Annotated in this window: 14 protein-coding genes, 1 tRNA gene and 1 riboswitch; of the genes, 8 read left to right on the top strand and 7 right to left on the bottom strand. The window is 50.3% G+C overall.

Going from position 1 to position 13,778, the window contains the following annotated elements:
• Positions 1–3: 3 nt before the first annotated feature.
• Positions 4–1,422 carry a type I glutamate--ammonia ligase gene (gene glnA, locus Q1M25_RS04290; RefSeq protein WP_049328869.1) on the bottom strand — a complete coding sequence of 473 codons (1,419 nt, stop codon included), beginning with the start codon at positions 1,420–1,422 and terminating at the stop codon, positions 4–6.
• Between the two features lie 197 nt (positions 1,423–1,619).
• Here glnA and aroE point away from each other — a divergent pair, with 197 nt between their 5' ends.
• Both aroE and mtgA read left to right on the top strand, forming a co-directional pair.
• A complete protein-coding gene (aroE, locus tag Q1M25_RS04295; protein WP_300482132.1) occupies positions 1,620–2,429 on the top strand; it encodes a shikimate dehydrogenase in 810 nt (269 codons plus the stop codon).
• Between the two features lie 2 nt (positions 2,430–2,431).
• Positions 2,432–3,133, top strand: coding sequence for a monofunctional biosynthetic peptidoglycan transglycosylase (mtgA, locus tag Q1M25_RS04300; protein ID WP_003748438.1), 702 nt, complete (start codon positions 2,432–2,434; stop codon positions 3,131–3,133).
• A 39-nt stretch (positions 3,134–3,172) separates the two neighbouring features.
• Here the strand turns inward: mtgA and pncB are convergent, their stop codons facing one another.
• Both pncB and Q1M25_RS04310 read right to left on the bottom strand, forming a co-directional pair.
• Positions 3,173–4,393 (bottom strand): nicotinate phosphoribosyltransferase, encoded by a 1,221-nt coding sequence (pncB, locus tag Q1M25_RS04305; RefSeq protein WP_300482136.1) that lies wholly within the window; start codon positions 4,391–4,393, stop codon positions 3,173–3,175.
• Positions 4,394–4,485: 92 nt separating this feature from the next.
• The gene (locus tag Q1M25_RS04310; protein WP_070734840.1) at positions 4,486–5,781 is read right to left on the bottom strand and encodes a peptidoglycan DD-metalloendopeptidase family protein; all 1,296 of its coding nucleotides are present in this window, start codon (positions 5,779–5,781) and stop codon (positions 4,486–4,488) included.
• Positions 5,782–6,143: 362 nt separating this feature from the next.
• Here Q1M25_RS04310 and Q1M25_RS04315 point away from each other — a divergent pair, with 362 nt between their 5' ends.
• On the top strand, positions 6,144–7,124 hold the full coding sequence (locus tag Q1M25_RS04315) for a hypothetical protein (protein ID WP_150536852.1): 981 nt from the start codon (positions 6,144–6,146) through the stop codon (positions 7,122–7,124).
• Positions 7,125–7,130: 6 nt separating this feature from the next.
• Here the strand turns inward: Q1M25_RS04315 and rfaQ are convergent, their stop codons facing one another.
• On the bottom strand, positions 7,131–8,213 hold the full coding sequence (gene rfaQ, locus Q1M25_RS04320; protein WP_300482142.1) for a putative lipopolysaccharide heptosyltransferase III: 1,083 nt from the start codon (positions 8,211–8,213) through the stop codon (positions 7,131–7,133).
• A 147-nt stretch (positions 8,214–8,360) separates the two neighbouring features.
• A riboswitch (PreQ1 riboswitch) is annotated at positions 8,361–8,405 on the top strand.
• A gap of 3 nt (positions 8,406–8,408) precedes the next feature.
• Here rfaQ and queF point away from each other — a divergent pair.
• Together queF and Q1M25_RS04330 are read left to right on the top strand one after the other, a co-directional pair.
• A complete protein-coding gene (queF, locus tag Q1M25_RS04325) occupies positions 8,409–8,882 on the top strand; it encodes a preQ(1) synthase (protein ID WP_003748427.1) in 474 nt (157 codons plus the stop codon).
• A gap of 100 nt (positions 8,883–8,982) precedes the next feature.
• Positions 8,983–9,660: a 7-cyano-7-deazaguanine/7-aminomethyl-7-deazaguanine transporter gene (locus Q1M25_RS04330; RefSeq protein ID WP_300482146.1), complete on the top strand. Its 678-nt coding sequence runs from the start codon at positions 8,983–8,985 to the stop codon at positions 9,658–9,660.
• 67 nt (positions 9,661–9,727) lie between these two features.
• Here the strand turns inward: Q1M25_RS04330 and ubiM are convergent, their stop codons facing one another.
• The 3 genes from ubiM to rplU form a co-directional block, all read right to left on the bottom strand.
• Positions 9,728–10,912, bottom strand: coding sequence for a 5-demethoxyubiquinol-8 5-hydroxylase UbiM (ubiM, locus tag Q1M25_RS04335; protein WP_003680095.1), 1,185 nt, complete (start codon positions 10,910–10,912; stop codon positions 9,728–9,730).
• Between the two features lie 274 nt (positions 10,913–11,186).
• The gene (gene rpmA, locus Q1M25_RS04340; RefSeq protein ID WP_002212328.1) at positions 11,187–11,459 is read right to left on the bottom strand and encodes a 50S ribosomal protein L27; all 273 of its coding nucleotides are present in this window, start codon (positions 11,457–11,459) and stop codon (positions 11,187–11,189) included.
• Between the two features lie 27 nt (positions 11,460–11,486).
• On the bottom strand, positions 11,487–11,795 hold the full coding sequence (gene rplU / locus Q1M25_RS04345) for a 50S ribosomal protein L21 (RefSeq protein ID WP_002216394.1): 309 nt from the start codon (positions 11,793–11,795) through the stop codon (positions 11,487–11,489).
• 263 nt (positions 11,796–12,058) lie between these two features.
• On the opposite strand from rplU, the gene ispB reads away from it, so the two are divergent.
• The 3 genes from ispB to Q1M25_RS04360 all read left to right on the top strand — a co-directional run bounded on the left by ispB (position 12,059) and on the right by Q1M25_RS04360 (position 13,577).
• Positions 12,059–13,033, top strand: coding sequence for an octaprenyl diphosphate synthase (ispB, locus tag Q1M25_RS04350; protein WP_300482158.1), 975 nt, complete (start codon positions 12,059–12,061; stop codon positions 13,031–13,033).
• Between the two features lie 4 nt (positions 13,034–13,037).
• Positions 13,038–13,484 (top strand): DUF441 domain-containing protein, encoded by a 447-nt coding sequence (locus tag Q1M25_RS04355; RefSeq protein WP_300482161.1) that lies wholly within the window; start codon positions 13,038–13,040, stop codon positions 13,482–13,484.
• 18 nt (positions 13,485–13,502) lie between these two features.
• A tRNA-Arg gene (locus Q1M25_RS04360) sits at positions 13,503–13,577 on the top strand.
• Positions 13,578–13,778: the final 201 nt, after the last annotated feature.

Raw genomic sequence — 13,778 nt, forward strand, 5'->3', positions numbered from 1 at the left:
GTTTTACAGGCTGTAATACATTTCAAATTCCAGAGGGTGCGGCGCCATGCGGATGCGGCGTACGTCTTCTTCTTTGAAGGCGATGTAGCTGTCGATCCAGTCTTTGCTGAACACACCGCCGCGCAGGAGGAATTCGTGGTCGGCTTTGAGGGCGGCCAGTGCTTCTTCCAAAGAAGCGCAAACGGTTGGCACCAATGCATCTTCTTCCGGAGGCAGGTCGTACAGGTTTTTATCGGCAGGGTCGCCCGGATGGATTTTGTTTTGAATGCCGTCCAAACCCGCCATCAACAAAGCGGCAAATGCCAAGTATGGGTTGGCGGTCGGATCAGGGAAGCGCGCTTCGATACGGCGTGCTTTGCTGCTGTTCACAGACGGGATGCGGATGGAAGCGGAACGGTTTTTGGCAGAATATGCCAGTTTAGTCGGCGCTTCAAAGTGCGGCACGAGGCGTTTGTAAGAGTTGGTGGACGGATTGGTAATCGCGTTCAGGGCTTTGGCGTGTTTGATGATACCGCCGATGTAATAAAGGGCGGTATCGGACAAACCGGCATAGCCGTCGCCTGAGAACAGGTTTTGACCATCTTTCCAAATGGATTGGTGAACGTGCATACCACTGCCGTTGTCGCCCATGATGGGTTTAGGCATGAAGGTGGCGGTTTTACCGAAGTTGTGGGCAACGTTTTGAATCACATATTTCATGTCTTGGGTTTGATCGGCGCGTTTAACCAAAGTGGCGAAACGGGTACCGATTTCCATTTGGCTGCCGGTGCCGACTTCGGCGTGATGCACTTCCACTTCGATGCCGAGTTCTTCCAAAACATTGACCATGGCAGAACGCAGGTCTTGGCCGCAATCAATCGGTGCAACAGGGGCGTAACCGCCTTTGACGGTCGGACGGTGGCCGGTATTTTGACCGTCCATGTGCAAGCCGCTTGACCATGCGCCGCTTTCGGAAGTAATTTCGTAACGGGTTTTGTGCATATCGGTTTCAAATTCTACGCCGTCGAAGACGAAGAATTCAGGCTCGGGGCCGAAATAGGCGGTGTCGCCGATACCGGAAGATTTCAAATAGGCTTCGGCGCGGCGTGCGATAGAGCGCGGGTCGCGGTCATAGCCTTGGCCGTCGGCCGGATCGATGACATCACAGGTAAAGACAACGGTGGTATCGTCGTAGAAAGGATCGACGAAGGCTGTAGACGCATCGGGACGCAACTGCATATCGGAAGCCTGAATACCTTTCCAACCGCCGATGGACGAACCGTCAAACGCTTGACCGTTTTCGAACCATTCTTCGGGATCGTCAAGGACGATGCGGGCGGGGATGGTAAAGTGGTGCTGCTTGCCTTTGGTATCGGTAAAGCGCAAATCTACGAAGCGGGCTTCGCTTTCTTCAATCAGTTTTACAGCGTCTTTGATGGACATCTTCAGCTCCTGAGGGATTGGGTTTAAGTTGTTATTCTATCACGGTAAGGCCGTCTGAAATACATCAGGGCACCCGTTTTTACGCAATGAAATATAGTTTCAGACTGTTTAATTGTCAACAATTTTACATTACGCTTTCTTAACATAAAGACCGCTATAATAAGCACTCTTTTCTTTTGTTTTTTCAGCCCCGTTTTATGAACAACACCCCACGTTACGCCGTTTTCGGCAACCCCGTTGCACACAGTAAATCGCCGCAAATCCATCAGCAATTTGCGCTGCAGGAAGGTGCAGTCATCGAATATGGGCGCATTTGTGCCGAAATCGGCGGTTTTGCCGAGGCTGTTGCGGCGTTTCGCACCGAGGGCGGGCAAGGTGCGAATGTAACCGTTCCGTTCAAGCAGGAAGCCTTTGCGCTGGCGGACGAACATTCCGAACGCGCTTTGGCTGCCGGCGCGGTCAATACGCTGGTGTGGTTGGAGGACGGCAGAATACGCGGCGACAACACTGATGGTATCGGTTTGGCCAACGACATCACGCTGGTCAAAAATATTGCCATCGAAGACAAAACCATTTTGCTTTTGGGCGCAGGCGGCGCTGTGCGCGGCGTGATTCCTGTTTTGAAAGAACACCGCCCTGCCCGTATCGTCATTGCCAACCGTACCCACGCCAAAGCCGAGGAATTGGCGCGGCTTTTCGGCATTGAAGCTGTCCCGATGGCGGATTTGAACGGCGGTTTTGATATCATCATCAACGGCACGTCCGGCGGCTTGAGCGGTCAGCTTCCTGCCGTCAGCCCTGAAATTTTCCGCAACTGCCGCCTTGCCTACGATATGGTTTACGGCGAAGCAGCGCAGGCGTTTTTGAACTTTGCCCAAAGCAACGGTGCGGCCGAAGTTTCAGACGGCCTGGGCATGCTGGTCGGTCAGGCTGCCGCTTCTTACCATATTTGGCGCGGATTTACGCCCGATATCCGCCCTGTTATCGAATACATGAAAGCCCTGTAACCATGTTCCGCATCATCAAATGGCTGATTGCCCTGCCCATCGGCATCTTCATTTTCTTCAACGCTTATGTGTACGGCAACATCATTACCTACCGCGCCGTCGCGCCCAGCAAAACCGCCTTCATGTCCATGCGCATGAGCCAGTTTGCAAGCGAAGGGCGCGATGTCGAGCTGGACTACCGCTGGGTGCCTTACGACCAAATTTCCGTCAACCTCAAAAAAGCCCTGATTGCTTCCGAAGACGCCAATTTTGCCGAACACAGCGGCTTTGACTGGAACGGCATCAAATACGCCATGAAACGCAACAAGCAAAGCGGCGAAGTCAAAGCCGGCGGTTCGACCATCAGCCAGCAGCTGGCGAAAAACCTGTTTCTCAACGAAAGCCGCAGCTACATCCGCAAAGGCGAAGAAGCGGCGATTACGGCGATGATGGAAGCGGTTACCGACAAAGACCGCATTTTTGAGCTGTATTTAAACTCAATCGAATGGCACTACGGCGTATTCGGCGCGGAAGCGGCATCCCAGTATTTCTATAAGAAACCTGCCTCCGCCCTCACCCGCCAACAAGCCGCCAAACTCACGGCGCGCGTTCCGGCTCCGCTGTTTTACGCAGACCATCCTAAGAGCAAACGGATGCACAACAAAACCAATATTATCCTGCGCCGCATGGGTTCGGCAGAATTGCCCGAAAGCGATATGGATTAATTCAAAAGGCCGTCTGAACATTTCAGACGGCCTTTGTTTTTAGGCTTTCTCTTCCGGCTCCGGTACGTCAAACACTTGGCGCAGGTAAGCGAGGAAGGTGTTGTTGGTGGTCATGGTTTTGCCCGGGGAGTCGGAGAGCTTGGCGACGGATTGGCCGTTGCACTCGACGAGCTTCAAGACAATGTTCAAAGGCGTGTGTCCCAAGTCGTTGGTCAAGTTGGTACCGATACCGAAACTGGTTTTGAAACGGTCTTTGAAGTATTGGTGCAACGCCCATGAACGCTCAATATCGAGGCCGTCTGAAAAGGTCAGCATTTTGGTGCGGCTGTCGATTTTGAGTTTTTTGTAATGCTCGTAGGCTTTGTCGCCCCAAACATAAGGATCGCCGCTGTCGTGGCGCAGGCCGTCGAAGAGTTTGGCGAAATACAGGTCGAAATCGCGCAAGAAGGCATCCATGCCGACCACGTCGGTCAGGGCGATACCGAGGTCGCCGCGGTATTCGTGTACCCAGCTTTCCAGCGCGGCTTTTTGGAAATTACGCAAACGTACGTCCAAGGCTTGGAAGGCTTGGAGGAACTCGTGCGCCATGGTGCCGATGGGTGTGATGCCGAGTTTTTTGGCCAGATAAACGTTGCTGGTACCGCGCACGATATCGGGAGCGGCTTCCAGCAAGGTGCGGATAACGTGTTCCTGCCATGCGAGGGTGTAGCGGCGGCGCGTGCCGAAATCGGAAATCAGGAACGGCGGATCATTCGGATTTTGTGTAGCTGCAATTTCCTTCAACTGTTGCGCTTTAGCCTGCAGACGGCGCTCGCCTTCTTCGATGACGGCTGGCGTTTCCAAGCGGCGGAAATAGAGTTCGTTGACAATGGCAAGAATGAAAATCTCGAAGAACATCGCCTGTATCATCGGGCCTTCGATGCGGATATTCAGACGGCCTTGATCGTCGGGACTGACTTTGACAAAGCGGCGTTGGAGTTGGAAAAGCTCGAGATAATCGACAAAATCGCTTTTGATAAAACGCAGGCTGCGCAGGTAGTCGAGTTCGTCATGCGTAAAGCGCAACTGGCACAGGGCGTCGAGTTCGCGTTCCAATTCTTCTTGAATATCGGCCAGCGGATACACCATCTCTTTGTTGCGGCAGCGGAATTCGTAGAGGCTGTGGGTTTGCGGGAATTGATGCAACACGACTTGCAGCATGGTGAATTTGTACAGGTCGGTATCAAGCAGGGATTGGATAATGGGCTGATGAACAGACATAAGCTTTCTCTGAGTAAACGTGGGCGTTGAGGTATCGATTTTAATGGAAAAGGCCGTCTGAAAGAAACCTTATTCAGACGGCCTTTATCTTATTAATCCAGCTGCGCTACGGAAACCGGCAATGAGCGGATGGTAGACAACATCGTGCTGGCATCTTTTTGCTGTTTGCGGAACGCGGCCATATTGGTCGGGGTCAATTTCGGCGTCGGCAGGGCGACGGTAGTCGGGTTGACCGGCTGGCCGTTGACGCGTGCTTCATAGTGCAGGTGCGGACCGGTCGAACGGCCGGTTGTACCCACAAAACCAATCACTTCGCCGGCACGGACTCTGCCGTCGGCAGGGCTGAACGCACTCATGTGGCCGTACAGGGTTTCCACACCGTTGGCATGGCGAATCATCACGGTATTACCGTAGCCGCCTTTCCAACCTTTGAAAATCACTTCGCCGTCGGCAGCGGCCTTAATCGGCGTACCGGTCGGCGCGGCATAGTCGATACCGGTGTGCATACGGACGGTATGCAGAACCGGGTGGACACGGTAGCCGAACGGGGAAGAAATGCGTGTGTATGCAACAGGCTCGGTGTTAAAGCCTTCTTTTTGTTGCAGGGACTTACCGTTTTGGTCGTAGTAGCTGCCGCTTTCTTCGTCGCCTTTGCCTTGGCTGTAATAATAGGCTTGATAAGTTTTGCCGTCTTTAACCACTTCAGCCGCCAAAATATCGCCGACCGCCATTTGTTGGCCGCGGAAATACATGCTGTTGTACAAAAGACGCACGGTATCGCCTTCGCCCAAATCGCTCATATTGAACGAGTCGGCAAAGATTTCTTTGAGCTGGATATACACTTCGGAAGGGATTTCGGCACGGAGCATATCGCCGATGGCGGAAGTGCGGATTTGCACGGAGCGCAGGGTCGGCATGGTTTTCATGTCGATTTCAGCATTGGAGATGCGCCATTTACCTTTGACTTTTTCCAAAGCCACCAAGTTGCGTTCCAATTCTTCATCGGTAAAGAATTGAACGTCGGTCACTTGACCTGAAGAATCGATGCGGATGTTGACGGATTGGTTGGTCCGCAGGTTTTTCATGTCGAGGTTGGCATTATTTTTCGCCATGATTTGCTTGATGTCTTCTTGGTTGACACCCATGCGCGTCAAAACGTCTGCCAAAGAGTCGCCGGCTTGGACGGCTTCTTGCGCCCAATAGCTGGATTGATAGGTATTGGTTTCCACATAAACGGCAGGCAGCTCTTCGGAAATACGCTCGACTTTGAAATCGGTTTGTGCAGGTTGAGGGTCGGTAATGGCGTATGCGGTCATGATGCCTGAAGCCGGCAACAGAAACGCTAAGAGGGTTGCTTTGAATCGAGTGGAATATTTGTTTTTAATCACGCGTTATCCTTAATGGGGCGGTCTGTTTTTGAGGTTTGCAGAATGCCGGCACATCCGGCCTGCCGCGACCGCCTGCTGGTTTAAACAGTTTTGGGGATAAAGGACTTTGAGTCTTTTTTCCGATCTGAAAATCAGGTTTTCATTCGGAATGAATGAGGTCGTGTTTGAGATTGACGTTATTATCAGGGCTATTGTGTTGATTTACACCCTGTTTTTCTGAAATTTACGCCATACATTCTAGCATGACAGCCCATTTTTTCCAAACCAGCCGTCCGAACAGCTCTTTTTCAGGGCGTGAGGGCAAGGTTCCGAAACGCATCATTTGTCGCGTAAAATAACGGTTTTCCTATCTATTTGCGCTTATGAAGCTGACCCTCGCCCTCCCCTCGCTCAACCGTTTTGCCGACGAATCCGTGCCTGCGCTTGCCTTACCTGCTTTTAACCATCTTTTGCGTTACGGCATATTACGCAAAGAAACACTCAGGCCGTCTGAATTTTACGGCCGCCATTTGTGGAACGGCAGCCTCATTACCCAAGTGCAACGTTTACGCCACATAAGCCAAAAACGCGCGGTCGCTTTTGCCTCTCCGGTTTGGCAACAGATGGGCATGCACCATGTCAACATTATCAGCGGCGAGTTTATCGGCATCCAACAAGAGGAGGCGCAACGGTTATGTGCGGATTTGTCGGCGTTTTATCAAGATAAAGATTGGCAATTCGAGCCGCTTTGCGAAAGCATGTGGCTGCTCAATATGCCGAAGATTGAAGATTGGGGCGCGGAATGTGTTTTGGATGTGTGCGGACAGCCGGAAATGGACGGTCAGGCGCACGGCCAAGATGCGGTGTCTTGGTTGGCCATGCAGACGGAAATCCAAATGTTTCTCCACACGCATCCGATTAACCAAGCGCGCGAACAACAAGGCTTGCCGGAAATCAACGGTTTGTGGCTGTGGAATGATGCGGACGGTACACAGTCTGCGGATATCGTCGCTTCAGACAGCGCATGGGCGCGTTTTTCGGATATGCCCAAACTCGATGCGCCGTATGATTTGAAGGCTTGGTTTGAGATGGTTCAAGAAACAGACAACACGGTTTCAGACGGCCTTATCTTTTTGGACGACTTGGTTTCCGCCTTACAAACAGGCGATGTTTGGGCATACAAAGATATTTTGGAAAGCTGGGAAACCCGTTGGTTTGCGCCTTTATGGGACGCACTCGCTTCAGGCCGTCTGAAAACCGTATGCATTGCTACAGACGGCGAAAACGGCGGCACGCTGGAAATCGGCCGCCGTTCCAAATGGGCATTTTGGCGCAAAGCTAAAACGTTTAACGGATCGTGGTAAGCGGTTTTAAGCCTCCAACGCCTCCAATTTAGCCGAAATTTTGTCCCACACATCCTGCAACGGAATCGCTTTCAACAGACGTGTCGGATCGTTGGTATCGATACTGTCGGGATTGGGCAGTTCTGCATAATCGCCGGCATAAATGACTTCCGCCTGCTCGGAATACGGACGCCATTTATCCACCCATGACGCGCCAAACAAAGCGATTTGCGGTTTATCCAAAGCAGCGGCGATGTGCATCGGTGCGGAATCGACACCAATAAACAACTTGGCGCCCTCAATAGCTGCCGCCAATTCACGCAGACTCAAGCATCCGGACAACACATATACTTTTCTGCCTTCCGGAATATTCAGACGGCCTATAATTTCCTGAAGCATGTATTGCTCGACAGTGTCGGGAGAAGCAGTCAATACGACATTCTGTCCGCTGTTGAGCAGAAGCTGTACGATGGCGGCGTTTTTACCATCTTCCCAACATTTGAAATGCCAACGCGCACCCGGGTGCAGCAACACATAATCTTCGCCGTTCCAACCCTGCTCACGCAATTTCTGCTGCATGCTTTCCCTTGCATCTTGTGCCACCCAAAGGCGCACTTTGGCATCGGCTACATCTTCCGGCTGGATAAGCGGCGCGAGGATATTCAATTGGTTCTCAACGATATGATGGCTGGTATCAAGCTCATGGTTGATAAAATCATGACAGAAACGCCACCAGAAACCGTCGCGCTTAATGCAGTCCAAACCCACGCTGCAACGAGCACACAGTTTGGCGATTATTGCCGCGCGCCATTGATCGGACAGATTGAAAGCCCAGTCGTAATCGCGTGCCTTCAGCTTAGACAAAAGGTTTTTCTCACACGCCAACTGCTTGAATACGCCCAGCTTCTTCCAATTTCGATCAATGGTAAAAATCTGCGCAATCTGCGGATTATCGGCAATCAGCTGTCCCGTACCGGCATACACCAGCATATCGATTTCGCAATCGGGGAAATGGGTTTTCAGCGCATCGACCACCGGCGTGCTCAAAAGCACATCGCCATGATGGCGCAATTTGATGATCAGAATACGTTTGGGTTGGGCTAAAGACATACAATACTTTCAGACGGCCTGTTGATTGGCTGCTATTGTAAAGCGGAAAACAGGTTTCATAAAATACAAAACAGGCCGTCTGAAACCTATCTTGCTGATTCATCGCTATAAAATCCGCACAAGCCATGCAATTTATATTACAATCCGCACCCCGTGGTTCGAAAACCTCCCACATTAAAAAACTAAGGAAACCTCATGTCCCGCAACAACGAAGAGCTGCAAGGCATCTCCCTTTTGGGCAACCAGAAAACCCAATACCCGAGCGAATACGCGCCTGAAATTTTGGAAGCGTTCGACAACAAACATCCTGACAACGACTATTTCGTCAAATTCGTCTGCCCCGAGTTCACCAGCCTCTGCCCGATGACCGGCCAGCCCGACTTTGCCACCATCTACATCCGCTATATTCCCCATATCAAAATGGTGGAAAGCAAATCACTGAAACTCTATCTCTTCAGCTTCCGCAACCACGGCGACTTCCATGAAGACTGCGTCAACATCATCATGAAAGACCTCATCGCCCTGATGGATCCGAAATACATCGAAGTATTCGGCGAATTCACACCGCGCGGCGGCATCGCTATTCATCCGTTTGCCAACTACGGCAAAGCAGGCACAGAGTTTGAAGCTTTGGCACGCAAACGCCTGTTTGAACACGATGCACAATAATCCCGTTCAGACGGCCTAACGCCCTTTTCATTGCAAGACTTTCTCTATTGCACGGTCTCGCAAGGCTTCATGCCGTCTGAAAAACTTCCGAAAGATTTCCATGTACGAATTTACTGCCGCACAGCAGAAGAAAGCACTCTTCTGGCTGGTGCTTTTCCATATTTTTATTATTGCCGCCAGCAACTATCTGGTGCAGTTCCCCTTTCAAATTTTCGGTATCTTTACCACTTGGGGCGCATTTTCCTTCCCCTTTATCTTCCTCGCTACCGACCTGACCGTGCGTATTTTCGGCGCGCCGTTGGCGAGACGGATTATTTTTTGGGTAATGTTCCCCGCCCTGCTACTCTCTTACGTCTTCTCCGTCCTCTTTCATAACGGCAACTGGACAGGCTGGGCATCTTTGGCCGAATTTAACACCTTCGTCGGCCGTATCGCATTGGCCAGCTTTTCCGCCTATGCGCTCGGGCAAATCCTCGATATTTTCGTGTTCAACAGATTACGCCGTCTGAAATCATGGTGGGTTGCCCCCACCGCTTCTACCGTGGTCGGCAACGCTTTAGACACGCTGGTGTTTTTCGCCGTTGCCTTTTATGCGAGCAACGATGAATTTATGGCGGCAAACTGGCAGGGCATCGCATTTGTCGATTATCTGTTCAAACTCGCCATCTGCACCCTCTTCTTCCTACCCGCATACGGCATCGTATTGAGCATCTTGACCAAAAAACTGACTTCCTTAAACGTCCGTCAAGAAATGCCCGAATCGGTTTTAGCCAAATAAGCAGCAGATAAAAAACAAGGCCATCTGAAACTTTAAGCGTTCAGACGGCCTTTTATGTTTTAAACAATTAACCGGTCAATTGTTTGGTAATCAGTTTTTTCAGCGGCGGGAAGTTATTGCTTGCACGCAATACCAAACCGCGCAGCAGTTTCGCCGGAGCAGTTTCATTGGTAAAGAGTTTCAGCAGCATATTGGTGCCGTGGTAAATCGGATGGGCATGGAGCATATGCTTGGTGCTGTATTTTTCCAGCAGGCTCTTCGCACCAATATCCTGACCTCGTTGCTCGGCTTCGAGAACCAATTTAGCCAAAAGATCGGCACTTGCCAGACCTAAGTTGAAACCGTGCGCAGTAACCGGATGCATACCGACTGCGGCATCGCCGATCAACGCGCTGCGTTTGCCGTAGAAACGTTGGGCAATCATGCCGACCAAAGGATAATTGTGAATGGTGCTGACCAATTCCATATCGCCCAAACGGCCTTTGAGTTGCTCTTTCACGCTGGCCGCCAACTCTTCCGGCGACATGTTTTTAATCGTTTCGGCTTTATCGCTGTCCACCGTAATCACTGTATTGGTTAAGTGTTCTTCCAAAGGCAGCAACGCAATAGTGCGGCCGTAGTGGAAGCATTCATATGCAGTATGCAGGTTGGACAGGGTATGCTTCATGCGGCACACAAACATGGTACGGCTGTAATCGTGCATATCGGAAGAAATACCCAATTGACGGCGCGTTTGCGAGAAGCGGCTATCGGCGGCCAACAACAAACGGCCGGTCAATACTTCTCCGCTTTCCAAAATGACTTGCGCCTCATCGTCAGAAGTTTTGACTTCTTTAACATTGGTGCCGGTCAGAATTTTGACGTTGTCCAATTTGGACACAACTTCATAAGCGGCTTTGCGGATATTGTGATTGGAAATCAAATAGCCCAAGCAGTCCGCAGGCTCGCCGCGCGCCTGAGTCGGTTGCGGGAAGTGGAGCTGGTAATCGGAATGACCGTTCAATACTTTGGCATCGCGCAAAGGATAAATTTCGTCTTTTGGAATCAAATCCCACATACCCAATCGCTGCATGATTTCACGCGACAAGTGCGTCAATGCGATTTCACGGCCGTCATACGGCGGATTTTGCAACACTTCTAAAGGACTTCTTTCAATCAGGGTTATGTTCAAACCGCTTCCGGCCAACTCTGCGGCAAAACTTAATCCGGCAGGGCCTGCGCCGACGACGAGAATATCACTGTGTAAGCTCATGGGAGGAATTCCTTGTATTCAACTGATACGGATTTTTTCAGACGGCCTTAAGTTTACTGTGTTTAGCTACATGAGGGTAAATCAAAGGCATTTGATAGATTATATAGAAAGAGTCGATAGAATAAAACAAAGGCTATCGATTGTAAGCGCGTTTTTACTTTGGCCTTAATATAAATCAAGCTTCACGACATACGGATTTTATCAAACAGACAAAACAGCCTGACAAACAAAAACCGCATTCCGAAAAGGAATGCGGCTTTCAATCGTAAAACGATTATTCTTCAGAACCAGTGTAAGGACGGATGCTGACGGTTTTACGGTTCAGCGCGCCTTTGGTTTTGAATTCAACGTAACCGTCGACTTTAGCAAACAAAGTGTGGTCTTTGCCCATGCCTACGTTGTCACCTGCGTGGAATTTAGTACCACGTTGACGAACGATGATAGAGCCTGCCGGAATCAGCTCGTTGCCGTAGGCTTTAACGCCCAAGCGTTTGGCTTCTGAATCGCGACCGTTGCGGGTGCTACCGCCTGCTTTTTTACTTGCCATTTGTAATACTCCTGAACTTACTTGAAATTAGGCGATTGCCACGATTTCGATTTGGGTGAAATTTTGGCGATGGCCTTGGCGTTTTTGGTAGTGTTTGCGACGACGCATTTTGAAAATACGTACTTTCTCGCCACGACCATGAGCAACGACTTTAGCTGTTACTTTTGCGCCTTCGATAAAAGGTGCGCCTACTTTTACAGATTCGCCGTCAGCAATCATCAAAACTTCAGTCAGTTCGATTTGGCTGTCGAGTTCGGCTGGTATCTGTTCTACTTTCAATTTTTCGCCAACGGAAACTTTGTATTGTTTACCGCCGGTTTTTACGACCGCGTACATACTCAACTCCATGAGAATTAGGTTAACATTCCGCACACCATGTGCGAAACGAGCTATTCTATTTCTATTTGCCTGTTTTGTCAAAATTTATTTTATTTACAAGTGAAAATGCCGTCTGAAAGATATGTTGCATGCTTTTTAACTGATATAATCACGCGCTGGATTGCTGATATCTTTATGCAACATTATTACCCCGACCGAATGTACGGGTTTAAACAGATTCATTGGAGCCCCCGCTCCGTTTTATCAACAGAGAATGTTTTATGCTCGAAAACCTGCCTTACTTCCAACGCCACCTGCCCGATGACCTTGCCAAAGTTAATGCGGTCATCAACCAAGCTGTTCAATCCGATGTTGCGCTGATTTCGCAAATCGGCACATACATCATCAGCGCGGGCGGTAAGCGCCTGCGTCCGATTATTACCATTTTGGCAGGCAAAGCAGTCGGGCATGACGATGAAAAACTGTACTCGCTGGCAGCGATGGTGGAATTCATCCACACCTCCACCCTCCTGCACGACGATGTCGTCGATGAAAGCGATTTGCGCCGCGGCCGTAAAACGGCAAACAACCTCTTCGGCAACGCGGCGGCTGTTTTGGTCGGCGACTTTCTCTATACACGCGCTTTCCAACTGATGGTTGGTTCGGGCAGTATGCGTATCTTGGAAGTGATGGCAGATGCGACCAATATCATCGCCGAAGGCGAAGTCATGCAGCTGATGAACATCGGCAATACGGATATTACCGAAGAGCAATACGTCCAAGTTATCCAATACAAAACAGCAAAACTGTTTGAAGCGGCCGCGCAAGTCGGCGCAATTTTGGGCAAGGCTTCCCCCGAACACGAGCAAGCCTTGAAAGACTACGGCATGTACGTCGGTACGGCTTTCCAAATCATTGACGATGTATTGGACTATTCAGGCGAAACCGAAGAAATCGGCAAAAATGTCGGCGACGATTTGGCAGAAGGCAAACCTACCCTGCCATTGATTTACCTGATGCGAAACGGCTCCGAGCAGGCAGCCAACGATGTGCGCCATGCTTTGGAAAATGCCGACCGCAGCTATTTTGAAAAAATCCACGACTATGTCGTTAATTCCGACGCTTTGCCATATTCGATTTCCGAGGCGAACAAAGCTGTCGACAAAGCCATCGCTTCATTGGATGTGTTGCCTGACAGCGAAGTCAAAGATGCCATGATCCAATTGGCAAAAGAATCCTTGGCCCGAGTATCTTAATCCGATGAATTTCAGCTTTGTCCCTTTGTTTCTGGTTACGCTGATTTTTTTGGGCGTCATCAGCAACAACAACTCGATTACGATTTCCGCGGCCGTCTTATTGCTGATGCAGCAAACCGCTTTGTCGCAATACATTCCCTTCGTGGAAAAACACGGCTTGCAAGTGGGCATCATTATGCTGACCATCGGCGTATTGAGTCCGCTGGTTTCAGGCAAAATACAAATTCCGCCGCCGTCCGAGTTTCTCAATTTCAAAATGATTGCCGCCGTCCTTATCGGCATCTTCGTCGCTTGGCTTGCCGGTCGCGGCGTTCCATTGATGAGCGAACAGCCTGTTTTGGTAACCGGATTATTAATCGGCACAGTCATCGGCGTTGCCTTTGTCGGCGGTATTCCGGTCGGCCCTCTGATTGCCGCCGGCTTATTGTCTTTTGTTGCCGGAAAGGTTTAAAATCCCCTCCTTTAACGCCTCGCCATAGTTCAACGGATAGAACGTATGCCTCCTAAGCGTAAAATACAGGTTCGATTCCTGTTGGCGAGGCCACAGTTTCAATAAAAGCCTTTCATATTCTGAAAGGCTTTTTTATTATCAATAATAAAGGCCGTCTGAAACTTTTCAGACGGCCTTTTCATTTCGCCAAACCGTTAACCCGGACGACCATCCGAACGCGGGCGGATCAGCCAAGGAATATATTTCCATGCGTACAACAGCTGAGACACCGCAAAGAAAGCGTCAGAGGAACGG

The sequence above is a fragment of the uncultured Neisseria sp. genome, from assembly GCF_951230505.1.
Taxonomy (GTDB): domain Bacteria; phylum Pseudomonadota; class Gammaproteobacteria; order Burkholderiales; family Neisseriaceae; genus Neisseria.